Here is a 23,149-nt window from a genome sequence, read left to right as displayed (position 1 = left end):
TCCAAGATTGAGTTAACCCGTGCCAATCTTCCTTTCATGGTTGTTGGAACGCCTATGGCCGTAATGCGTAGCATTTTATGAAAATGGCGTTTGATTGGTACGGGGTGACGAAAGTGAAGTCTCTTTTCGGGAATGGTTCCGGGTCCAAATTTGGAAAGATCGTTGCAATGGATCGTTTTGACAGTGGGCGCAGTCTTACTCCGATCCGTCAGGCCGAAGCCTACTGGACGGCTCTTTTAACCGGTGACGGCGTTCCGATGCGGTCACAGATCGACCCGCGCGGACTTGAGAATATTCTGGAATACACCTTTGTTCTTGAACGTATCGCCCCCGGTCTGGCGCGGTTCCGCCTTGCAGGCAGCCATCAGACCAAACTGGCTGGCATGGAAGTCCGCGGCATGCCCCTTACCGCATTTTTCGAGACCTCTGCGAGGCGGCAGATTACCGAAGTTCTGGAACGGGTTTTTTCGGAACCCGCGCTGGCAGAGATGGACCTGATCTCAAAAGGACGTTTGGGCAGCGCGCGTTTGCAGGCACGCATGATCCTTTTGCCACTGAGAAGCGATCTGGGCGATGTCAGCCGGATACTGGGCGTGATGGTCAGCGACGGCACCATTGGTGCCACACCCAGACGTTTTGCGATCAAGGAAAGTCGGATCCGCGCTGTTTCCGAAATCCAAGCCCCCCAAATCGCACAGAAACAGTTGGTGGAGGGGTTTGCCGAGAAACAAGAAGGGTTCAAACACCCCGCCTCTCATTTGCGGCTTGTCGTTTCGCGAAAGGATTGAACTAATCCGATCAAATGAAAACGGCGGGCACCATGGCCCGCCGTTCTGCTTTTCTGGGAAGCACTATCAGCTGGCTTCGCGCTTAACGCGGTCGCGGCGGAGGTTGGTCAGTTCCTCAGCGACCAGGAACGCCAGCTCCAGCGACTGGGACGCATTCAGGCGTGGGTCGCAGGCGGTATGATAGCGGTCTGACAGGTCTTCTTCGGTCACGGCCCGCACGCCACCGGTGCATTCGGTCACGTCCAAACCTGTCATCTCGAAATGAACGCCGCCGGGGATGGTGCCCTCGGCCTGATGCACACCGAAGAAGTCGCGCACTTCGCGCAGGACCGAGTCGAACGGACGGGTCTTGTAGCCCGTGGCCGACTTGATCGTATTGCCGTGCATCGGATCGCAGACCCAGGTCACCTTGGCGCCCTCTTCCTTGACGGCCTTGATCAGGCGCGGCAGATGCTCGCCCGCGTTACCCGCACCAAAGCGTGCAATCAGGGTCAGGCGGCCTTCTTCATTCTCCGGGTTCAGCTTCGACATCAGAACCTTGAGGTCTTCGGCCGTTGTGGTCGGGCCGCATTTCAACCCGATCGGATTCTGAACGCCACGGCAGAACTCGACATGCGCGCCGTCAGGCTGACGGGTCCGGTCGCCGATCCAGATCATGTGACCGGAGCCAGCCAGCCAGTTGCCGGATGTGGAATCAAGACGCGTCAGGGCCTCTTCATATTCCAGCAGCAGCCCTTCGTGACTGGTGTAGAACTCAACCGTCGAAAACTCATGCGTTGTATCCGCCGTGATCCCGGCTGCGCCCATGAAATCGATGGTGTCCTGAATACGATCCGCGATCTCGGAATATTTCTGGACATCCTGTTTGTCGGTGAAGCCCAGAGTCCAGGAATGGACACGGCTCATGTCCGCGAATCCGCCGGTCGAAAATGCGCGCAACAGGTTCAGCGTGGCCGCCGCCTGCGTGTAGGCCTGAAGCATCTTGTCCGGATTCGGAATCCGCGCCTCGGGCGTGAAGGCCAGTTCGTTGATGATGTCACCACGATAGCTGGGCAGTTCGACGCCATTCACCACCTCGGTCGGGGCGCTGCGCGGCTTGGCGAACTGGCCGGCCATGCGGCCGACTTTGACCACCGGCACCTTGGCGCCATAGGTCAGCACCATCGCCATCTGCAGCATCACCTTGAAGGTGTCGCGGATCGCGTCCGCGCTGAATTGTTCAAAACTTTCCGCACAATCCCCGCCCTGCAGCAGGAAGGCTTCGCCGCGACCGGCGGCACCCAGATGTTGCTTGAGGCGCCGCGCCTCACCGGCAAAAACCAGCGGGGGATACTGTGAAAGCTGGGCCTCGACCTTGGCCAGGGCGGCCGCGTCGGTATAGTCTGGCATCTGAACCCGTGGCTTGTTGCGCCAGTCCGTTTTTTGCCATTCTGTCATAGCTTTGATCTCCGCTGAAGTAGTCAGGTCGCCTCTATACAAAATGTATTGAAGAGTGACCATATCCCATTTGCGCCCCTTGACGCCGCAAACAAGCTTTGGTCATGGTGACTGATAAAGCTGACGCCGGGAAAACGATCACCCGGCGCCGAATCAAGGACATCACGCCATGAAAGAGCAACGCCAAGTTGTCACGGTGCCAGACACTGCGTCCAATCCGCAAAACTTCGTTTTCGTTTTGCTGGACAAATTCTCACTTTTGTCCTTTGCGTCCGCGCTGGACAGCCTGCGGATCGCCAACCGCATGGCCGGTCGCCAGCTTTATACGTGGTCACTGGTGGGCGAAGGCGGTGACACCGTCAGTTGTTCCGCCGGAACAACCTTCAAACTGGACGCCGATCTGATCGAACTGCGCCGCGACGAGGTTGTCCTGATCTGCGGCGGTGTCGATGTTCAGACCGCAACAACGAAAAAAGTGCTGAACTGGTTGCGTCGCGAGGCGCGCCGAGGGCTCAAGGTCGGCGGGCTGTGTACAGCGGCTTACACGATGGCAAAGGCCGGTCTTCTGGACGGAAAACGGGCGACGATCCACTGGGAAAACTCCGACAGTTTCATCGAGGAGTTCGATGAAGTGGAACTGACCAAATCGGTGTTCCTGATCGACGGCAATCGCATGACGACTGCAGGTGGTACTTCGTCCATCGACCTGATGCTCAAGCTGATCGCAGATGAATTCGGTGAGGATCTGGCAAACGCCGTGGCCGACCAGATGATCTATTCATCGATCCGCACAGATCAGGATACACAGCGGCTGTCGACCCCGACACGGATCGGTGTGCGGCACCCCAAGCTGAGTCAGGTCATTCTGATGATGGAAAAGAACATCGAAGAGCCGATTTCGCCTTCGATTCTGGCGAAAGAAGTCGGCATGTCGACCCGCCAGCTGGAGCGTCTGTTCCGTCGCTACCTGAGCCGATCACCCAAGCGGTATTATATGGAACTGCGTCTTCACAAGGCCCGCAACCTGCTGATGCAGACGGATATGAGCGTCATCAACGTGGCACTCGCCTGCGGCTTTGCCAGCCCTTCGCATTTCTCGAAATGCTACCGGGCGCACTACAACACCACCCCTTATCGTGAGCGTGGAACGCAAAGCGGGCGGTTGTCGGTCTAAGGACCGCGGGGTTGGCGCGCTCAGCGTGACATCCTGTAGACCGCGCCCTGTCCTACGGAAATGAACCAGATTGCCCCATCGGGACCTTCGACGATGTCCCTCACACGCTCGGTCATCGGGCCTTTGATCTGCTCCACTTCGCGCAGCGGAGAACCTGCCAGACGCGCGATGTAGTCAAACTTGAGCGACCCGACAAAGATATCCCCCTTCCACTTGGGCACCATATTGCCGGAATAGACCAGCAATCCCGAAGGGGCGATGGAGGGGTCCCAGTAATGTTCGGGCTGCTTCATGCCCGGCTTTGACGTGCCTTCACCGATCTTCTGACCGGAATAGTGAACACCGTACGAGATAACCGGCCAACCGTAATTGGTGCCGGGTTGAACCAGATTGACCTCGTCACCACCCTTGGCCCCATGTTCCGATACCCACAAACGGCCCCGGGCGTCCAGCCCTGCGCCCTGCGGGTTTCGATGGCCGTAAGACCAGATTTCGGGCCGTATCGCGGCCTGACCAACGAAGGGATTGTCTGCGGGAACCGTGCCATCGCGGTTGATCCGAATGACCGTTCCAAGATGATTGGACCTGTCCTGGGCCGCAGGACGGTCCCCACGCTCGCCCAGCGTCACGAACAATCTGCCATTCGTTGCTTCGACCACGCGCGAGCCGAAATGGCGGCCACCTGATCCGCCTGGAATAGCCTCGAAAATGATGCGGACGTTGGTGAGCTTTTTTCCGTCTTCCGAAAGACGAGCCACCGCGACCGCTGTGCCTGCACCACCCTGTTGAGCTTTGGAGAAGGTAAGAAAGATCTCTCTGCTACGCGCGAAATCACGGGCGATTGTGACATCCAGCAAACCGCCCTGCCCCGATGCGACCACGGCAGGCACGCCCGAGACCTGTTGGCTTCTGTCCCCGTCGAAATACAAAAGATCGCCGTCTCGCTCCGTCACCAGAAATATGTCGTCGGAGATTATCCCGATCGCCCACGGCGTATCCAGCCCGGTGGCCATTTCCTCGACACTTACCGGGCCTTGCGAGGTTTGCAGTTCATCCGCCCATGCGGTCACAGCAATCCCCAGCAGCGAAAGAATCGCGCAAACCCTGATCATCATTACCCTCCTGCTTTGGCCAGACGCCCAAGTTTTGGTTAAACCCAACAAAACAAATAGAGTTAGGACAAGCAAAAGCACTTTTTCGTTAGGACTTCCCTTTTTCGCATTGCTTGCCTAGGGTCATGGCCGGACGTTAACGTTCCAATATGGGAGTAACCTTATGAAAAAGCTGCTAACAGCAACTGCAGCAACCGCTTTGCTGGCCGGTACCGCCATGGCCGAAGATGTCAAACTTGGCATCCTGTTTGGCTTCACCGGCCCGATTGAATCTCTGGCACCGGCGATGGGGTCCGGCGCAGAAATGGCGATGGCCGAAGTCACGGAATCCGGCAAACTTCTGGATGGCGCAACCGTCACCGGAACCCGGGCCGATACCGGCTGCATCGACAACGGTCTGGCCACCTCGAACGGCGAACGCATGATTGCCGATGGCGTTGCCGGCATCATCGGCGGCGACTGCTCGGGTGTGACCGGCGCGATCCTGCAGAACGTCGCAATCCCGAACGGCATGGTCATGATCTCGCCGTCGGCAACGTCGCCCGGTCTGTCGACCATGGAAGACAACGGCCTGTTCTTCCGCACCGCACCTTCGGATGCGCGCGAAGGTCAGGTGATGGCAGACATTCTGAAAGACCGCGGCATCAACTCGATCGCTCTGACTTACACCAACAACGACTACGGCAAGGGTCTGGCGGACGCGATCCAGACTTCGTTCGAAGCAGCTGGCGGTGAAATCACCATAGTTGCGGCGCACGAAGACGGTAAAGCCGACTATTCGGCCGAAGTTGGCGCTCTGGCGTCGGCAGGTGGCGATATTCTGGTGGTTGCCGGTTATCTGGACCAGGGCGGTCTGGGCATCATCCAGTCTGCACTGGACAGCGGTGCATTCGACACGTTCGGTCTGCCCGGCGGCATGATCGGTGACTCGCTGCCCGCAAATGTCGGACCCGACCTGAACGGCTCGTTCGGTCAGATCGCCGGTTCGGGTGGTGAAGGTGCCGAGAAGTACTTTGCCATGGCCGAGGCCGGTGGCTTCGACGGCTCGTCGCCCTACTCGCCTGAATCCTATGACGCCGCCGCGTTGTTCATGCTGGCCATGCAGGCCGCAGGGTCGACCAACCCGGCGGACTACGGCGCCAAGATCATGGACGTCGCCAACGCTCCGGGTGAAAAGATCTATCCGGGTGAACTGGCCAAGGGTCTGGAACTGCTGGCCGCAGGTCAGGACATCGACTATGTCGGCGCCTCGGGCGTGGAACTGATCGGCCCCGGCGAGAGCGCTGGTTCTTACCGCGAGATCGAAGTGACCGACGGCGAAAACAAGACAGTCAACTTCCGTTGACGCCTCAGTACAAGTTATAAATCGAGCAGCCCGGGCCTTGTGTCCGGGCTGTTTCAATGACAAAAGACCGCACCTCTTCTCTGGGGATGGGACAACAAGAACGCCGAACAGGGCGGCAAGGGGATAATATGATCGTCGTCGAAGACGTGCATAAGCATTTCGGCGGGTTTCATGCGGTGGATGGGGCATCGCTGGAAATCCAAAAGGGTTCAATCACCGGTCTGATCGGGCCGAACGGGGCCGGAAAAACCACTCTGTTCAACGTGATCGCCGGGGTACTGCCCCCCACAAGCGGAAAAGTGTTCATGGATGGCGAGGACATCACCGGCCTGCCTCCGCATGAGCTGTTTCACAAGGGCTTGCTGCGCACCTTCCAGATCGCGCACGAATTCTCATCGATGAGCTGCCGCGAGAACCTGATGATGGTTCCCGGTGCCCAATCAGGGGAATCGCTGTGGAACACGTGGTTCGGACGCAAGCGCATCGCAGATGAGGAACGCGCTTTGCGCGCGAAAGCCGACGAGGTTCTGGAGTTCCTGACCATCGAGCATCTGGCCGACCACAAGGCCGGTCAGGTTTCGGGCGGGCAGAAGAAGCTGCTGGAACTGGGCCGTACCATGATGGTCGACGCCAAGATCGTGTTTCTGGACGAGGTCGGCGCGGGCGTGAACCGCACCCTGCTGATGACCATCGCTGACACGATCCTGCGTCTGAACAAAGAGCGCGGCTATACGTTTGTCGTCATCGAGCACGACATGGATTTCATCGGCAAGATCTGCGACCCGGTCATCTGTATGGCCGAGGGCAAAGTGCTGGCCGAGGGTACTCTGGACGAGATCAAGGCCAATGAGCACGTGATCGAAGCATATCTGGGCACCGGTTTGAAAAACAAGGACAAGCTGGAGGCCCAATCATGACCGCTGGCACGAGCGACAATCCCTATCAGGATGACCACGGCAACAAGGACGCCTCGATCACCAACACCCGCGGTGCCGGCACCATGACGCCGGCACACAGCAAAAGCGGCGAAACCCACAGGGTCGAAGGTGGTCCCTTTCTGATCGGCGACACGATGACGGGTGGCTACGGCAAGGGTCCGGACATTCTGCATGACTGCACCATCGCCGTCGACAAGGGCGAAATCGCCGTGATCGTTGGCCCGAACGGCGCTGGCAAGTCGACCGCGATGAAGGCCGTTTTCGGAATGCTGGACGTCCGGTCCGGTTCGGTGCGACTGGACGGCGAGGACATTACCAACCTCACCCCGCAGGACCGTGTGATCCGGGGGATGGGGTTTGTGCCGCAGACCTCGAACATCTTCACTTCGATGACGGTGGAAGAAAATCTGGAGATGGGCGCCTTCATCCGGCGCGATGATATCAGCCAGACGATGGAGCAGGTCTATGACCTGTTCCCCATCCTGCGCGACAAACGCAACCAAGCCGCCGGAGAGCTGTCGGGTGGACAGCGCCAACAGGTTGCCGTGGGCCGTGCGCTGATGACTCAGCCGAAAGTCCTGATGCTGGACGAACCCACCGCCGGGGTCTCGCCCATCGTGATGGATGAGTTGTTTGACCGGATCATCGAGGTCTCGCGCACCGGCCTGCCGATCCTGATGGTGGAACAGAATGCCCGTCAGGCGCTGGAGATCGCGGACAAGGGATATGTGCTGGTTCAGGGGCGGAATGCCTATACTGGCACGGGCAGGGAACTGCTGGCAGATCCCGAAGTCCGTAAGAGTTTCTTGGGGGGGTGAGCAATGAGTTTTTCATCCATAGGACGGATATTCGCTTTATTGACCTGCACTCTTGCGCTCATATCAATTTTTCTGGGCGTCAAGTTGTTGTTATCAATTGACGCTCAGTTCTCCGAGGTCCACGGCCTGCCTACCGGCCCCAAAATCCCACTCCTGAACCAAGGCTTCTTGCTGCTCCTAGCCGGACTAGCGCTAGGCGTCCTCTGTGACATCAGTGACAGAGTCAGAGCCAATATGAACTTGTCTAAACAACCCTCGAGCGGAGAATAGCACTTGGACTTTCTCAACGCCTTTGTGGCGCTCTCCAACTTCGTCCTTGTTCCCGCGATCGCCTATGGCAGCCAGTTGGCGCTGGGCGCTCTGGGTGTGACGCTGATCTACGGTATCCTGCGGTTCTCGAACTTTGCCCATGGCGATACGATGGCCTTTGGCGCGATGATCGCCGTGCTGGTCACATGGGGCCTGCAGGCCGCCGGGGTCAGTTTCGGGCCGCTGCCGACCGCCTTGTTGGCCCTGCCCTTTGCCATTCTGGGCTGTATCGTTCTGGTACTGATCACGGACAGGCTGGTCTATCGGTTCTATAGGGAACAAAAGGCCAAGCCGGTCATTCTGGTGATCGTATCGATGGGCGTGATGTTCATCATGAACGGGCTTGTGCGGTTCATCATCGGGCCGGATGACCAAAGGTTCTCTGACGGCGCGCGGTTCATTGTTTCGGCGCGGGATTTCAAGGCGATGACCGGCCTGCAAGAAGGGCTGGCGATCAAGACCTCTCAGGGCATTACCGTGATCGTGGCGGTTGTTGCCGTGGCGCTGCTGTTCTGGTTCCTGAACAAGACCCGCACCGGTAAATCGATGCGGGCCTATTCGGACAACGAGGATCTGGCTTTGCTGTCAGGCATCAACCCCGAACGTGTTGTGATGATCACCTGGATCATCGTGGCTGCGCTAGCGACAACGGCCGGTGTGCTTTACGGCCTCGACAAAAGCTTCAAGCCCTTTGTCTATTTCCAGCTTCTGCTGCCGATCTTTGCCTCGGCGATCGTAGGCGGGCTTGGCAACCCTCTGGGTGCCATCGCGGGCGGGTTCATCATCGCGTTTTCCGAAGTGACGATCACCTACGCGTGGAAAAAGGTACTGACCTATCTGGCGCCGGAAAGTCTGGAGCCGTCAGGCTTGGTCCAGTTCCTGTCCACCGATTACAAATTCGCCGTCAGCTTTGCGATCCTGCTGATTGTGCTGCTGTTTAAGCCCACGGGTCTGTTTAAGGGGAAAGTGATATGAGCGAGCCCGTCAAAAACACACTGTTATTTGTTGTCGTTGGCGCTCTGATCCTGCTGACCGGGTTCACGCAAAGCTGGAACGCGGCGATCCTGATCCTGAACATGGGCCTGATCTCGGCCATCATGTCCATCGGGGTGAACCTGCAATGGGGCTTTGCGGGCCTCTTCAATGTCGGCGTCATGGGCTTTGTCGCGCTGGGCGGTCTGGCTGTTGTGCTGGTTTCGACCGCGCCAACGCCGGGCGCCTGGTCCGGTGGTGGCTTTGGTGTGATCCTCGCGCTGTTGCTGGGGGCCGCAACCGTCGTTGCGGCCGTGATGGTTGCACAGAAGATGCCCAAGGGACGTACACAGACCCTCGCCATCATTGGTATTCTGGTCGTTGGTTTCTTTATCTACCGCGCCATCTTCGATCCCAACGTTGCCGCAATCGAGGCGATTGACCCTGCCGTTGCAGGCAATATCGGCGGTCTGAACTTGCCCGTTCTGCTGGCCTGGCCTGCTGGCGGTCTGCTGGCCGCCGGAGCGGCCTGGCTGATTGGCAAAACCGCGCTGGGTTTGCGCTCGGACTATCTGGCAATTGCGACGCTCGGTATCGCCGAGATCATTATCGCGATCATGAAGAACGAGGACTGGCTGGCGCGTGGGGTCAAGAACGTCTACGGCATTCCCCGCCCTTCCCCTGTGGTCGGGTATGAGGTCGACCTGCAGAATGACCCCGGCTTCGTTGCCCGTGCCGAATGGTTCGGACTGGACCCTGTGACGGCTTCAACACTGTCCGTGAAACTTGGCTATTCCTTGCTGTTCCTAATTGTCCTTTTGGTTCTGCTGTGGATGGCGCAGATGGCATTGAAAAGCCCGTGGGGTCGCATGATGCGCGCCATTCGCGACAACGAGGTCGCCGCCGAGGCGATGGGCAAAGACGTCACCCGCCGCCACCTGCAGATCTTCGTTCTGGGATCGGCCATTTGTGGCATAGCGGGCGCGATGATGACCACGCTGGACGGGCAACTGACGCCAGGCACCTACAACCCGCTGCGGTTCACCTTCCTTGTCTGGGTCATGGTGATCGTGGGCGGATCGGGCAACAACTTTGGCGCCGTCCTTGGTGCGTTCCTGATCTGGTTCCTTTGGGTTCAGGTAGAGCCCATCGGTCTGTGGCTGATGAATCTGATCACTGCGGGTATGCCTGACGGAAGTGCACTCAAAGCGCACCTGATCGACAGCGCCGCGCATATGCGGTTGTTTACCATGGGATTGATTCTATTGATTGTTCTTAGATTCAGCCCGCGTGGTTTGATCCCCGAAAAATAATTTCAAACTTCTTACAATTGAGTTAACCGCGCCGGCTGGCCGGCGCGGTTTGTTGCATCGATAGGAAAAACTGACTAGACGGGTATATCAGCCAGATGGTTTCTGGCTGTTGTTCGGCACTCACTCACACCTAAACCGCCGATCTGTAACGATTCTGTATGTTAACCTAGAAAAGTTGTGTTCCACCATGAAAGCACCAACCACCAAAGCAGCCCTGATTCTGCCTGTTCTCGCGGCTATGACAGCCTGCGTTCCGTCCCCAGAAAGCCTTGAAACAACACCTGTCCAGGTCCAAACACCAAAAGGGGTTGTGACCTGCCAGCTCTATACTCTGAACCGGGTCATTTGGGATCGGGCCATCGATTATCCGGCAACCAAGATGTCAGTCGCCGAGGCGGACGCATACTGCCGACAGGAAGGTCAGCGCCGCCTCAATTAGGAACGGCGCATTCACTCAGCGATTGCGAAACAACCCGCCAAGTATGCCACGCACGATGCGACGGCCTGTCGTCCCTTTCAGTTCCTTGATCACCGCCTGACTCATGGCTGATGCAAACGTATCCTGTTTCCGCGAAACGCGGGAAGAGGATCGGCTGACGCGCTGCCCTGAATACCTGCGGGCCGCGGCAAACTCGCGCTCGGCAGGTGTCTGTGTTTCAAACAGCTCTTCTGCCTCGGCAGCTTCGGCTTCCTTTGCTGCTGCGTCGGCCCGGGCCTGAAGTATTTCAAACGCCGACTTTCGATCGACGGGCTGATCGTATTTTGCCCGCATCCTCGACGCATCAAGGATCGCCTGCCGTTCGCTTTGCGTGATCGGGCCAAGCTGGGACCCCGGTGGCCGGATCAATGTGCGCTCGACGATCCCGGGTATGCCCTTCTTCTGCAGCATTGACGTTACCGCCTCACCCACACCGACCTCTCGGATGGCTTCCTCGGTATCGAACTCGGGATTCTCACGATAGGTTTCCGCAGCCAACCGCAGGTTCTTGCGATCCCGCGCCGTGAAAGCCCGCAAAGCATGCTGAATGCGGTTGCCCAACTGGCCCAGAATATCCTCGGGTATGTCGGCCGGGTTTTGGGATATGAAATACACACCGACCCCCTTTGACCGGATCAGGCGCGCGACCTGTTCAACTTTGTCCACCAGAACCTTCGGGGCATCATCGAACAGCAGATGGGCTTCGTCGAAAAAGAAAACCAGTTTGGGTTTCTCGGGGTCGCCCACTTCGGGCAGTTCTTCGAACAGCTCGCTCAGCAGCCACAGCAGGAACGTTGCGTATAGTCGAGGCGCGCCCATCAACTTGTCCGAGGCCAGAATATTCACCATCCCCTGCCCGTTCTGATCGGTTCGCATCAGATCCGCCAGATCCAGCGCTGGCTCTCCGAACAGTTTGATTCCGCCCTGGTTTTCAAGAACCAGCAAACGGCGCTGAATCGCCCCGATCGACGCTGTCGATACATTGCCGTATCGCAGGGACAGCTGCGCGCGGTTTTCACCGATCCAGACCAGCAGAGCCTGCAGGTCCTTGAGGTCCAGCAGCGGCATACCTTCTTCGTCGGCCACACGAAATGCGATGTTCAGGATTCCTTCCTGTGCCTCGCTCAGTTCCATCAGACGCGACAACAGCAAGGGACCCATCTCGGTGACGGTGGTTCGGACCGGATGTCCCTGCTCGCCAAACAGGTCCCAGAACGTCACCGGACAGGCAGCGTAGGCGAAATCAGTCAGCCCGATGCGTTGCGCGCGATCCTGAAACGCCTGATGCAATTTGTGATCCGGGCTTCCTGACAAGGCCAGACCAGACAGGTCACCTTTGATATCTGACAGAAACACAGGCACGCCCGCCTTAGAGAAACCTTCGGCCAGAATTTGTAGCGTAACGGTCTTGCCTGTCCCGGTGGCCCCGGCGATCAAACCGTGTCGGTTGGCATATTTCAGCGTCAGACCCTGCGGTTCAGCGTAATCCTTGCCACCGCCACCCAGGAAAATACTGTTGTTCATGAATTATTCGCCTTGCTTATCACCGATCCCACGACAGCATACAAAGTTAACCTTTGACTGCGATAGTTTATTTGCCGCCTCATGGGCGAAGGCTCCGGGGTGGCAGACTTCCTCCCTGTCGACTGGCCGTGCCTTCGGGCACGGCATTTTTGTTTTCGGCCCGCATTAAAATGAACTGGTCAGTATATTAAAAATTCAGGTTAGCAGTTGACCCGTGCGCCCCCCTTTCGTAACGTCTGCGCATAAATAAGTCGGCCAGTCCGACGGGGAGAAAATTCTAGGAAGGGAGCCGCTCCACCGGCTCCCTTTTTCATTGGCCCGGACGTTGTAAATACCAGTGCAAATGGGCAAGAATCCGTTCACATCCGTCCAATAATGCAGCTTAGTGACTGACACCCTGTTTTAACGGTGATAGACCGGGCAAAAAGCTCAATCACGCAACCGAGGCACTCATGATCAAGAACATCCTGTCTTTCAGCCTTGTTTCCGCGGCACTCTGGTGCAGCACCGCAGCCGCGCAGGAAACATCTCAGGACGACCAAACTCCGGCAGAGACACCGCAGACGGAAGCGGCTTCCGATCTCGACCTGGGCGAAACCGGTCCGCGCGTAGGTGAACAATACGTCAAAGAGCAAAGCGGCGACTGGGAAATCAGATGCCTCAAAACAGAAGCAGGTAAGGACCCCTGCTTGCTGCGGCAGACGCTGTCCGGGCAAGAAGGCCAGCCAATTGCGGAGATATCGGTCAACAAATTGCCCGAAGGTGTCGCAGCAGTTGCAGGCGCAACAGTCATTGTACCGCTCGAAATCATGTTGCAAGCGCAACTGGCTTTGTCGATCGATGGCGCTCCGGGGAAACGTTATGACTACCACCATTGCAACCCCATCGGCTGCGTGGCCCAGCTTGGGTTCACTCAAGGCGATGTCGATGCCATGAAAGCCGGCAGCACGGCCAAAATGTCTGTCGTCTCGGTTCTGGCACCCAACCAACTTCTTGAGATTGAGATTTCTCTGGCAGGGTTCACTGCAGGATTCGACAAGTTGGAAATCAACTGAACATCATCCGGACCAACAATCAAAGACGCCGTCGAATAATCTTCGGCGGCGTTTTTGGTTTGTAAGCTATTTTGGCTTCAGATCCGCTTCAATGCCAGGACTGCATTCAATCCGCCAAAGGCAAACGCGTTGCTTAGTGCAACGTCAACTTTTGCTTCGCGCGCAATATTTGGGACCACATCCAGCGCACATTCCGGATCAGGCTCCTCATAGCCGATTGTCGGGGCAACTATCCCGTCCCGCAAAGCCATGATGCAGGCCAGCAGTTCCACCGCTCCGGTCCCGCCGATCAGATGTCCATGCATGGACTTTGTGGACGAGATCATAAGATCATCCGCATGCGGTCCAAAAACGTCCGCGACCGCTGCACATTCAGTTTTGTCGTTGGCGGCGGTGCCGGTCCCATGGGCGTTAATGTAGCCCACTTCGCTCGCGTTCAGCTTTGCATCAGCCAGGGCCCCGGCCATCGCACGGGATGCCCCCTGTTTGCTGGGCATGACAATATCGGATGCATCAGACGACATTGCAAAACCCACAACCTCGCACAGGATGTCAGCGCCGCGCGCACGCGCATGTTCATATTCTTCAAACACGAACACCCCGGCGCCCTCGCCCTGGACCATACCGTTTCGATTGGCACTGAACGGTCGACATGCGTCCTTGGACATAACGCGCAGGCCTTCCCAGGCCTTTACGCCCCCGAAACACAACATGGATTCCGAACCGCCAGTGATCATCGTGGGCGCAGCCCCGCTGCGAACCATTTGGAAAGCCTGTGCCATAGCATGATTTGACGAGGCGCACGCCGTCGAAACGGTAAAGCTCGGGCCTTTGAGGTTATGCTCCATTGACACATGGCTGGCGGCTGCGTTGTTCATCAACTTGGGAACAACAAAAGGATGTACGCGGTTCTTGCCGTCTTCGTAGACCGACCGGTAATTGTCGTCCCATGTGGAAACACCGCCACCGGCCGTTCCCAGAACGACACCGGAACGCGCCGCAAGATCGCCATGAAATTCGATCCCGGACTGATCGATGGCCTCTTTGGCAGCCGTCAATGTGAATTGGGTAAACCGATCATAGAGCGACATTTGCTGGCGATTGAACCGGCCTTCGGCCTCGAACCCCCTGACCTGCCCGCCGATCTTGATAGCCAAACGATCGACATCGCGAAACTCAAGTTCAGAGATGCCGCAGCGGCCTTCGCGCATGGCCTCCAGCGTATCGGGAACGGAATGGCCCAGCGAGTTGATCGTGCCCGCCCCGGTAATGACAACGCGTTTCATGAGGCTCAGTCAGACCTTTTCCGACACAAGCTTTTCGATACCTGCAATGATGGCTGCAACATTTGAGATGTCGAAATCGCTGGCCGTCGGTTCGTTGGCATTGAACGGCACCGAGATGTCGAACTCCTCCTCGATGGCAAAGATGCTTTCAACCAGGCCCAGACTGTCGATACCCAGGTCCTCGAGCGTACTTTCGGGCGTCACATCCGAAGGCTCCAGCACGGCTTGCTCAGCAATGATGGAGATGACGCGGTCGGTGATGCTCATATCGGTCCTCTGATTATCACGGTGGTTGTGATTTAATCGCTCAAAGACTGTTTGAAAACAGCCTTTTTCAGCGCCTCTACGTCACGCGCCATGCGCGGCAAGCGGCGTTGGGCCTTGTAGATATCGGTATGAGATTCCATTTTTATGCCCGGATAGCCCATAATTACGCGCCCTGCCGGAACATTGGACAGGATCTTGGTGCCCCCGCCGGCAATCACGCCATCCCCGATGAAAATGTTGTCCACGACGCCGGTCTGGCCGCCCAGCACAACATGATTTCCGATCTCAACGGACCCCGAAACACCGGTCTGCCCGCACAACAGGCAGTCCTGCCCAACGCGCGTGTTGTGTCCCACGTGGACCAGGTTATCCAGCTTGGAACCTGAGCCGATGACGGTGTTGCGTATGGTGCCGTTGTCAACGGTGCAGTTCGCGCCGACCTCAACATCATCGCCGATTTCCACCGCGCCCAGCGAATGGATTCTCAGCCAGTTCTGGGCCTTGGCATCCCCCGCATCTCCCATCGTTTTGCGAACGTTTTCCACGCCAGACACTTCCGGAGTGACAAAGCTGAACCCGTCGCTGCCAATGCGCGCACCCGGTTGCGCGACGAAGCGGTCACCGATCTTTGCACGTGCACCGATGCTGACCATTTCTCGCAGAACCGCAGATTCTCCCAGAACGGCGTCCATGCCGACAACGCAATGCGCGCCGATAACCGAACCGGCCCCAATGCGAGCCCGCGCACCAATGACCGTAAGTGGGCCAATCGAAACGTTTTCGGCAATCGTTGCGGTCGAGTCGACTACGGCCGAAGGGTGAATACCCGGAGCGACCCCCTGGCCTCGGTCCAGCATCGCCGTAATTCCTGCCATCGCCATCCGCGGGCGTGGCACAAAGATAGCGGCCTGCAAGCCCATCCCCTGCCAGTCCGCGCCTTCCCACACAACCGCAGCCTTTGCCGACCCACCGGACAATGCGTCGGCGTATTTGGGCGACATGGCCATGGCCAGATCATCTGCGCCTGCATCGCCCGGTTCGGCGGCACGATAGACGATCAGGCTGGTATCGCCCAGGCATTCGGCGTCCAGCGCTTCGGCGATTTGCTTGATTGTGAATTGCATAGAGGGCTTCCTTGTATCAGGACTTGCCCCAGTGATTACCCCTGAACGTCCGGCAGGACCACCCCTGCCTTTTGCAGAGCCTCCCAGATCTTGCGATCGCGGTCGTAGACATCCCGGCGGTACTGAACTTCACCCTTTGGACCGACATACGCCGTCCGATAGATGATGTGAACAGGAACCGACTGCGCGAGGTTTACCTTTGTTTCCTTGCCGGTATTCAGAACCCTGTGAAAAAAGGCCTTGGGGTCTTCTTCCTGCCGGGCCAGCAAGGCATAGGCAAACTCGAAGGGCTGCGCCAGGCGGATACAACCGTGCGAGAAAGCGCGAACTTCGCGGGCAAACAGGTTTTTGTGCGGCGTATCATGCAGATAGATGTTGTGCTTGTTTGGGAACATGAACTTCACCAGGCCCAACGCATTGTTTTTGCTGGGTGGTTGCCGCATCGCGAACGGAAAATCCCGTGCAGTGAATTGCGTAAAGTCCATGGCACCACGATTGACCTGCCGACCACTTCGGTCCGTGATCTGAATGTGGCCGACCGCATTAGGGTTGGACTGAAGTTTTGGTAAATATTCCTTGGTGATGATCGAGCGTGGTACGTACCAGCTCGGGTTGATCACCATGTGTTCCATCATGTCCGAGAATTCGGGACTGCGCCGATCATGGGTGTTCTTGCCGATGACGGCCCGCGTCTCAAATGATACCTGACCTTCATCCACGATCTTTGCCGAGAAGTCAGCCTGGTTCACCAAGATATGACGCGCGCCTCGTGAGTGCGGCAACCAGCGCTCCCGCTCAAGCGCGACGTAGACAGCTTTGAGCCTGTCGCTGGCCGGACGGTTGATTTCGGTCAGGGTTCCATTTCCGGCAACGCCATCCGCTTCGAGCCCATGGGCAGTCTGAAACGCTCGCACGGCCCCCAGCATTGCGGCATCAAATTCCGGGCTGGCGGTTGGTCTCAGGTAACCCATAGCCACCAATCGGTCACGCAGCCGAATGACATTGGGTCCGGTATCACCGTATTCGAGTTTTGCAACCGGTACAGTCGGCCCCCAACCGCCCTGCTCAACCAGGTTTTCAAGAACCTTTTTCTGTTTCAGCAAAGACCGGTATTGCAGGGACTCTGGCACCAGCTGTTCTATGTACGTCGCCCCTGTGGCTGATGCGACACCTTGCAAATGTTCCTGCGGCGACCTGCGATCGACTTCGCGCACCAAACCATCGTCAATCTGTGAAGGGCTCAACACGCCCGAGTACATATCCGTAGCATAACGCAGGAAAACCCGGCTTAAATCCGCTTCGACAGCACCCAAGTCCCTCTGGGAACGGGCAGCGCGCATCTGGTCCAGAAGAGCCTGGACATCATAACGCGCATCCGGCAACCCGTGGAACGCGGCATTGGACAGGGCCTTAATCAAAGCGGCCCGGCGTTCAGCATGTTGTTCGGTCTGCCCGGCCCAGATCGGCGAAAACCCGTTTGTTTTGTAATATTCAGCCAGCGAAGACCCCGAATCCAACGACTCGGCAACCGCCATGCGGAAGGCGGTCGGTGGGTTTGTCCTGGAATCGGCAAAGGCCGCTGTTGCTGCGAAACAGGCGGTCGCGAGGATACTGGTACAGGTCCGGAAAACAGAAAACATGAGATGGCCTTGGTTATTCAATGCTTTGCGCCGATACATTCAGCGCCGAGCCAGTATGATTGGCGGACCGCCCGATTGTCTATTCACAAATTCATCAAATCTGCGCTTCTAACATCTGCTGATGCGTGATTGCATCGCCTTGGAAAGTGATTTCCCTAACCTTCTGTAATTTATGCATCACTGCATCAGTTGCGCAAAAACCTGCCGATATTTCCCCCTTGAATTGGTGTATCCGAAAGATTTCTTGGCGGACGAATCCGTCTGTGTCATAACTTCCGCATCTGGGATGGGAAAAAATTAATACGGCGCACGTAACATCGTGTGCAGGCAGGAACTAGTACGGGACGAAAAACGAAATGACCAAGAGCAGTGCTTCGGGCTTGACCCGGCGTGCCCTATTGGGTGCGTTCGCGGCCACAGCGGTAGTAGCCGCACCGACCTATTCCAATGCAGCAGGATTCCTTCGCGGCGGCGGTGATATTCGCCGCATTCGCATGTATTCCGGGCGCACCGGTGAACGCATTGACATGATTTACTGGGTTGACGGCAATTACATCAAAGACGCCGTCAAGGAAGTGAACCACTTCATGCGCGACTGGCGTACCGATCAGTCCAAGTCCATGGACCTGCGCACAATTGACATCATGGCCGCATCTCACAACCTGCTGGATGTCAACGAACCCTATATGCTGTTGTCCGGCTACCGGTCCCCTCAGACTAACGCGATGCTGCGATCGAAATCCCGCCGCGTTGCCAAGAACTCCCTGCACATGAAGGGTCAGGCGGCTGACTTGCGGTTGTCTTCACGCTCGGTTTCGCAAATGGCCAAAGCCGCCATTTCCTGCCGCGCGGGGGGCGTCGGCAAATACTACCGCTCGAATTTTGTCCACATGGACTGCGGCGAAGTCCGCAGCTGGGGCGGCTAACCAATACGTACAATTTCGAAGTGACGAGCGCCTTTGGGCGCTCTTTTTTTGTAGATGAAGGCACGAACACGTTGGGAGTTCGGACAAAGCAATAGCTGCGGAAAGGCTATACGCCCATGAACCCGGAACATCTAATTTAGTGATGTGGCGCACCTGAGAGGATTCGAACCTCTGGCCTCTGCCTTCGGAGGGCAGCGCTCTATCCAGCTGAGCTACAGGTGCCTTGGCCGTTAGCTAACCTTGTTCCGTTCCGGGTGCAACTGCAAATCTGTCGCCCGACATCAGGTTTCACGCGAACAGATCGTGGGCCAGTTCCAGTGCATCGATCAGTGTGTCGACCTCGTCAGTGGTATTGTAAAGCCCGAAGCTGGCGCGGCATGTGGCCGTTACCCCCAGATGATCCATCAACGGACCGGCGCAGTGATGACCGGCGCGAACGGCGACGCCTTTTTTGTCCAGAATGGTCGACACATCATGCGCGTGCCCTGCCCCGTCCAGTGTAAAACTGAAAATAGCGGCCTTGTCCGGGCGTGTGCCCTGCACCTGTACCCAGTTCAGGCCGGTCAGACGCTGCATGGCATAGTCCCGCAAGGCGGATTCGTGGGCGGCAATGTTCTCCATCCCCAGATCCATCATATAATCCAACGCCACACCCAGCCCGATTGTCTGAACGATCCCGGGTGTACCAGCCTCGAACTTCATAGGCGGATCGTTATAGATCACCTGATCTTTGCTGACCTCTTTGATCATGTCGCCGCCGCCGATAAAGGGGCGCATTTCGACCATGCGGTCGGACGTGATGTAGATCGCACCTGAACCGGAGGGGCCGTACAGCTTGTGCCCCGTAATGGCATAGAAATCACAGCCAATATCCTGAACGTTGACAGGCATGTGCACGGCACCCTGACTGCCATCCACCAGAATAGGCACACCTTTTGCGTGGGCTCCTTTTGTGATCGCCTTCACGTCAACGACCGTTCCCAGCACGTTCGAGCATTGCGTTACTGCGACCAGTTTTGTGCGCGGTGTGATGGCGTCAATCACGGCCTGCGGGTCCAGTCCGCCGTCCGGGTCCACATCAACCCACTTCAGGACCACGCCCTGACGTTCCCGCAGGAAATGCCATGGAACGATATTGGCGTGATGCTCCATGACACTCAGAACGATTTCATCCCCGGCTTTCAGGCGCGGCATGGCCCAGCCATAGGCGACAAGGTTGATGCCTTCGGTTGTGCCGGAGTTCAGAACGATTTCATTCTCGTTCGCCACACCCAGAAACCGGGCAACCGTGCCGCGGACGGCCTCATACTTTTCCGTTGCAAGGTTGGACAGATAGTGCAGACCGCGATGCACGTTCGAGTATTCCTCGGCATAGGCGCGGGTAACTGCATCAATCACCACCTGTGGCTTCTGCGCCGAGGCACCATTGTCCAGATAAGTCAGGGGTTTCCCATTCACCTCTCGCGACAGGATGGGAAAATCAGAGCGGATTCTCTGAACATCATACATGGTCATATTCCCTATACGGGCCCGCTTGGGGTCAGGAGGAGGACAAAAGGTATCGCAATCAGCGCGGCCAGCACGATCAGGCCAAACGCCTTTCCCAAGGATGCGAACTGATGCGCCTCGTTTAGGAAATGCAGGGTGATATAAAAACTGACCAACGCCGTTGCCAGCAACATTGGAACCATCAGGAACGGCAGTGTCATTGCAATGACCAGCGTAGCCAGCAAGGCAAGTATCTGGAGGAACTGCAGCCAGATCATCAGAACCATGATGTCTTCAAACGTCGCGCGTCCGCCCAGAAGTCGTCCGACAAACAGAAATGACGCGACGCTAAGCAGCATTGCACCCGCTGACGTTACCAGATTCATGAGGACCGGACCGGGTGCCTGCGCCACATCCGGGCCAGACAGCCACACAAAGTAGTCAAGGCCGAACTGCACAATGGAGTTGAGCACGACAGCCAGAAAAAACGCCAGCCACAGGATCTCGCGCCCTGGGCGTAGTTTCATCAGGCGTCGGGCTGCCTCGGCCGGGCTGACCAAAGTCATCACCGCGAGGTTCCCCAGAAAACTCAGATTCATGTCTCAGGCCTCTGTGCTTGTCTGAGGCCTGACAACCAGAACCAGACAAAGACTGCAACCCAAAGTAGCCCAACTACGGACAAGGTAGGCCCCGGACCGATAAATCCGGCCACCAAACCGTTCAAAAGAACCAACGGCGCGGACGACAGCAACGCCCAGAACAAAGCCAACCGCGCGCCGTAGGCGGAACCGCTCCCACCCATAAGCCGTGCAGCCCAATGAGACACAAGGGCCACAAAATACAGAAGCAATGGCAGTATGATAACCGACCCCAACAAGGCACCGCCCAGCAGCATGTTCAGCTCGACACCTTCCAGGTGCGCGCGCCGGGCCATTCCAGGCATCTGCGCGACAAAGGCGATTGTGCAGAAGGCCATGACAAAAGCCAGCGCCCGGTCTTCACGTGGCCCCATATCCAGAAGCCGGCGCATGACACGCCCCGGCCCCCTGTACGTGGCCACGATATCCGTCGTCACAGGCATCAGCTGCGACGCGCCAGCCAGCCTTCCAGACGGGTCACGATGGCTTGGGCAAGCACCTCGTTTTCAATCTCGTCCACCGCTTCGGCCAGAAAGGCCAGCGTCAGCATGTTCGTGGCGTCTTTGAGCGATACCCCACGCGACCGCAGATAAAACAAGGCCGTTTCGTCAATCGCACCCGATGTGGACCCGTGCGAACAGGCCACATCATCGGCGTAGATTTCCAGTTCGGGCTTGGCCAGAAACTGGCTGTCATCATCCAGCAGCAAGGACTGGCTGATTTGATAGCCGTCAGTTTTCTGGGCCCCCGCTTTCACAAGGATTTTGCCCTGGAACACGCCTGTTGCGCCATTCCGCAGAACTTTCTTGAAGACCTGGCGGCTTTCACAATTTACCGCGTCGTGGGTCACGAACACCGTGTCGTCGTGATGGAAATTACCATCTCCGACGCAGGCACCCGCCACATGAGCAACTGCGTCATCGCCTGTCAGCTCGACCACTTGCTCGTTTCGTGTCAGAACTCCGTTCACCGTCAGAGTAAAGGATTTGTAAACCGACTCGTGGCCCAGACGCGTGAACATATGCGTGGCTGCGCGGCGCTCATGATCCCGACCCTGCGCGCGCACGTGATGCAGCGTGCCGCCGTCGGCGATGTCGATCTCCATGCATTTGTTAAACCGTGACGCTGCCGGACCGTTTTCCAGAATGGTCACCTCGGCTCCGCTTTCGACGCGCACGATGTGATGCAACATGGCGTCCGAGGTTTCAGAGGCATGCTGATAGATCAGGCTGATTGGCTTGCTGGGCGTGCCAGTCACGTGAATCGCAACACCATCGGCCGCAAAGGCCGTATTCAGCGCCGCCAGAGGTCGCTGAACCGGGGTCTGCCCGCGCGCTTCAAGAACGCCGTACAACTCCTTGGCCCAATGGATATCTTTGCAGCAGATGTCTTCGATCCGATCGATCGTCACACCTTCAAGCGTCAGGTCATCGGAATCTTCAGGGCTGAACACACCGTCGATGAACACAATTTTCAAACGGTCGAGATCATGGAACAGCAACGGCTCGTCGGACCGGAACAGAGCGGCCTGAGGGGCCTCGGGCGAAATCAGCGTGTCCGGGCGGGTGTATTTCCAATACTCATCGCGCCGTCCCGGCAGGCCCATTTCCAGAACTCGCGCCAGCGCATCTTCGCGGGCGGCACGCGTGCATCCGGCGTCGGGCATGACCAAACTGGCCAGCCGCGCCTCGGTCGCGGTTTGTTTAACTTCGGGCAGCCCCATCAGTTCACCTCGGCCAGAATGTCGGCATAGCCGTTGTTTTCAACTTCCAGCGCCAGTTCCGGGCCACCGGTTTTGACGATCCGACCGTCTGCCATGATGTGCACGACGTCGGGTTTGATATGGTCCAGCAGACGCTGATAGTGCGTAATCACCAGGAAACCACGGCCTTCGTCGCGTAGTGCGTTCACACCTTCGGCAACCAGCTTCATCGCATCCACGTCCAGACCCGAGTCCGTTTCGTCCAAGATGCACATCTTAGGCTCCAGCATCGCCATCTGCAGAATTTCGTTCCGCTTCTTCTCACCACCCGAGAAGCCGACGTTGACAGGACGCTTGAGCATATCCGCGTCGATCTTCAGCGATTTCGCCTTGGCGCGAACTTCTTTCAGGAAGTCGGCGGCCGAAAGCTCCTCCTCACCGCGCGCCTTGCGCTGAGCGTTTACGGCAGTGCGCAGGAACGTCATGTTGCCCACGCCGGGGATTTCGACTGGGTACTGGAACGCCAGAAAGATACCCGCGGCGGCACGCTCTTCCGGTTCCATTTCCAGAAGATCCTCGCCGTCCAGGGTGGCCGATCCTTCGGTCACTTCGTAACCATCACGGCCCGACAGCACATAGCTGAGTGTCGACTTGCCCGAGCCGTTCGGACCCATAATCGCATGCACTTTACCTGCCTCGACGGTCAGGTCGACGCCTTTGAGGATTTGCTTCTCTTCTTCCTCAAGTTTCACGTGCAAGTTCTTGATTTCCAGCATTTTTTGTCCTTTTGCGTACCGCAAGGGGCATCCGATAGC

At 57.5% G+C, this 23,149-nt stretch carries 22 protein-coding genes and 1 tRNA gene; 10 read left to right on the top strand and 13 right to left on the bottom strand.

Features of this window, described 5'->3' with window-relative positions; genetic code table 11:
• Positions 1–167: 167 nt before the first annotated feature.
• On the top strand, positions 168–788 hold the full coding sequence (locus ACR0MI_RS02770) for a PAS domain-containing protein (RefSeq protein WP_170615022.1): 621 nt from the start codon (positions 168–170) through the stop codon (positions 786–788).
• Between the two features lie 66 nt (positions 789–854).
• Here the strand turns inward: ACR0MI_RS02770 and ACR0MI_RS02765 are convergent, their stop codons facing one another.
• Positions 855–2,225: a class II 3-deoxy-7-phosphoheptulonate synthase gene (locus tag ACR0MI_RS02765; protein WP_170615021.1), complete on the bottom strand. Its 1,371-nt coding sequence runs from the start codon at positions 2,223–2,225 to the stop codon at positions 855–857.
• Positions 2,226–2,394: 169 nt separating this feature from the next.
• Between ACR0MI_RS02765 and ACR0MI_RS02760 the strand changes: the two genes are divergently transcribed.
• The gene (locus ACR0MI_RS02760) at positions 2,395–3,399 is read left to right on the top strand and encodes a GlxA family transcriptional regulator (protein WP_170615020.1); all 1,005 of its coding nucleotides are present in this window, start codon (positions 2,395–2,397) and stop codon (positions 3,397–3,399) included.
• Positions 3,400–3,419: 20 nt separating this feature from the next.
• Here the strand turns inward: ACR0MI_RS02760 and ACR0MI_RS02755 are convergent, their stop codons facing one another.
• Entirely contained in the window at positions 3,420–4,511 is a 1,092-nt protein-coding gene (locus tag ACR0MI_RS02755) for a PQQ-dependent sugar dehydrogenase (protein ID WP_170615019.1), read from the bottom strand.
• A gap of 163 nt (positions 4,512–4,674) precedes the next feature.
• Between ACR0MI_RS02755 and ACR0MI_RS02750 the strand changes: the two genes are divergently transcribed.
• The 6 genes from ACR0MI_RS02750 to ACR0MI_RS02725 all read left to right on the top strand — a co-directional run bounded on the left by ACR0MI_RS02750 (position 4,675) and on the right by ACR0MI_RS02725 (position 10,645).
• Positions 4,675–5,856, top strand: a complete 1,182-nt coding sequence (locus ACR0MI_RS02750; RefSeq protein WP_170615018.1) for an ABC transporter substrate-binding protein — start codon at positions 4,675–4,677, stop codon at positions 5,854–5,856.
• Positions 5,857–5,984: 128 nt separating this feature from the next.
• On the top strand, positions 5,985–6,773 hold the full coding sequence (locus tag ACR0MI_RS02745; RefSeq protein WP_170615017.1) for an ABC transporter ATP-binding protein: 789 nt from the start codon (positions 5,985–5,987) through the stop codon (positions 6,771–6,773).
• Positions 6,770–7,612 (top strand): ABC transporter ATP-binding protein, encoded by an 843-nt coding sequence (locus ACR0MI_RS02740; protein ID WP_170615016.1) that lies wholly within the window; start codon positions 6,770–6,772, stop codon positions 7,610–7,612. Before ACR0MI_RS02745 ends, ACR0MI_RS02740 begins: the two co-directional genes overlap by 4 nt.
• A gap of 273 nt (positions 7,613–7,885) precedes the next feature.
• Positions 7,886–8,896 carry a branched-chain amino acid ABC transporter permease gene (locus tag ACR0MI_RS02735; protein ID WP_170615015.1) on the top strand — a complete coding sequence of 337 codons (1,011 nt, stop codon included), beginning with the start codon at positions 7,886–7,888 and terminating at the stop codon, positions 8,894–8,896.
• Positions 8,893–10,206, top strand: a complete 1,314-nt coding sequence (locus tag ACR0MI_RS02730) for a branched-chain amino acid ABC transporter permease (protein WP_170618984.1) — start codon at positions 8,893–8,895, stop codon at positions 10,204–10,206. The genes ACR0MI_RS02735 and ACR0MI_RS02730 overlap by 4 nt, the downstream gene beginning before the upstream one ends.
• Positions 10,207–10,393: 187 nt before the next feature.
• On the top strand, positions 10,394–10,645 hold the full coding sequence (locus ACR0MI_RS02725) for a hypothetical protein (RefSeq protein ID WP_170615013.1): 252 nt from the start codon (positions 10,394–10,396) through the stop codon (positions 10,643–10,645).
• Between the two features lie 15 nt (positions 10,646–10,660).
• Here ACR0MI_RS02725 and ACR0MI_RS02720 read toward each other — a convergent pair whose 3' ends face one another.
• A complete protein-coding gene (locus ACR0MI_RS02720) occupies positions 10,661–12,208 on the bottom strand; it encodes a helicase HerA-like domain-containing protein (RefSeq protein ID WP_170615012.1) in 1,548 nt (515 codons plus the stop codon).
• Between the two features lie 452 nt (positions 12,209–12,660).
• On the opposite strand from ACR0MI_RS02720, the gene ACR0MI_RS02715 reads away from it, so the two are divergent.
• Positions 12,661–13,263, top strand: coding sequence for an invasion associated locus B family protein (locus ACR0MI_RS02715; protein WP_170615011.1), 603 nt, complete (start codon positions 12,661–12,663; stop codon positions 13,261–13,263).
• A 77-nt stretch (positions 13,264–13,340) separates the two neighbouring features.
• Here the strand turns inward: ACR0MI_RS02715 and ACR0MI_RS02710 are convergent, their stop codons facing one another.
• The 4 genes from ACR0MI_RS02710 to ACR0MI_RS02695 are packed head-to-tail and all read right to left on the bottom strand — an operon-like array spanning position 13,341 to position 17,580.
• On the bottom strand, positions 13,341–14,549 hold the full coding sequence (locus tag ACR0MI_RS02710; protein WP_170615010.1) for a beta-ketoacyl-[acyl-carrier-protein] synthase family protein: 1,209 nt from the start codon (positions 14,547–14,549) through the stop codon (positions 13,341–13,343).
• Positions 14,550–14,558: 9 nt separating this feature from the next.
• Positions 14,559–14,816 carry an acyl carrier protein gene (locus ACR0MI_RS02705; RefSeq protein WP_170615009.1) on the bottom strand — a complete coding sequence of 86 codons (258 nt, stop codon included), beginning with the start codon at positions 14,814–14,816 and terminating at the stop codon, positions 14,559–14,561.
• Positions 14,817–14,848: 32 nt separating this feature from the next.
• On the bottom strand, positions 14,849–15,940 hold the full coding sequence (gene lpxD, locus ACR0MI_RS02700; protein WP_170615008.1) for a UDP-3-O-(3-hydroxymyristoyl)glucosamine N-acyltransferase: 1,092 nt from the start codon (positions 15,938–15,940) through the stop codon (positions 14,849–14,851).
• Between the two features lie 35 nt (positions 15,941–15,975).
• A complete protein-coding gene (locus ACR0MI_RS02695) occupies positions 15,976–17,580 on the bottom strand; it encodes a L,D-transpeptidase scaffold domain-containing protein (protein ID WP_170615007.1) in 1,605 nt (534 codons plus the stop codon).
• Between the two features lie 356 nt (positions 17,581–17,936).
• Between ACR0MI_RS02695 and mepK the strand changes: the two genes are divergently transcribed.
• Complete coding sequence (gene mepK / locus ACR0MI_RS02690; RefSeq protein WP_170615006.1) at positions 17,937–18,506, top strand: peptidoglycan L,D-endopeptidase MepK; 570 nt, start codon at positions 17,937–17,939, stop codon at positions 18,504–18,506.
• Between the two features lie 145 nt (positions 18,507–18,651).
• Here the strand turns inward: mepK and ACR0MI_RS02685 are convergent.
• The 6 genes from ACR0MI_RS02685 to sufC form a co-directional block, all read right to left on the bottom strand.
• A tRNA-Arg gene (locus ACR0MI_RS02685) sits at positions 18,652–18,728 on the bottom strand.
• Between the two features lie 66 nt (positions 18,729–18,794).
• The gene (locus tag ACR0MI_RS02680; RefSeq protein WP_170615005.1) at positions 18,795–20,015 is read right to left on the bottom strand and encodes a cysteine desulfurase; all 1,221 of its coding nucleotides are present in this window, start codon (positions 20,013–20,015) and stop codon (positions 18,795–18,797) included.
• An 11-nt stretch (positions 20,016–20,026) separates the two neighbouring features.
• Positions 20,027–20,593: a Yip1 family protein gene (locus ACR0MI_RS02675; protein WP_170618983.1), complete on the bottom strand. Its 567-nt coding sequence runs from the start codon at positions 20,591–20,593 to the stop codon at positions 20,027–20,029.
• The gene (locus ACR0MI_RS02670; RefSeq protein WP_170615003.1) at positions 20,590–21,075 is read right to left on the bottom strand and encodes a YIP1 family protein; all 486 of its coding nucleotides are present in this window, start codon (positions 21,073–21,075) and stop codon (positions 20,590–20,592) included. Before ACR0MI_RS02670 ends, ACR0MI_RS02675 begins: the two co-directional genes overlap by 4 nt.
• Complete coding sequence (locus ACR0MI_RS02665) at positions 21,075–22,355, bottom strand: SufB/SufD family protein (protein ID WP_170615002.1); 1,281 nt, start codon at positions 22,353–22,355, stop codon at positions 21,075–21,077. The genes ACR0MI_RS02670 and ACR0MI_RS02665 overlap by 1 nt, the downstream gene beginning before the upstream one ends.
• Positions 22,355–23,110 (bottom strand): Fe-S cluster assembly ATPase SufC, encoded by a 756-nt coding sequence (sufC, locus tag ACR0MI_RS02660; RefSeq protein ID WP_170615001.1) that lies wholly within the window; start codon positions 23,108–23,110, stop codon positions 22,355–22,357. Before sufC ends, ACR0MI_RS02665 begins: the two co-directional genes overlap by 1 nt.
• Positions 23,111–23,149: the final 39 nt, after the last annotated feature.

It is taken from the genome of Ruegeria sp. D4, assembly GCF_056534475.1.
This window is presented reverse-complemented; position numbering and strand designations above follow the sequence as displayed.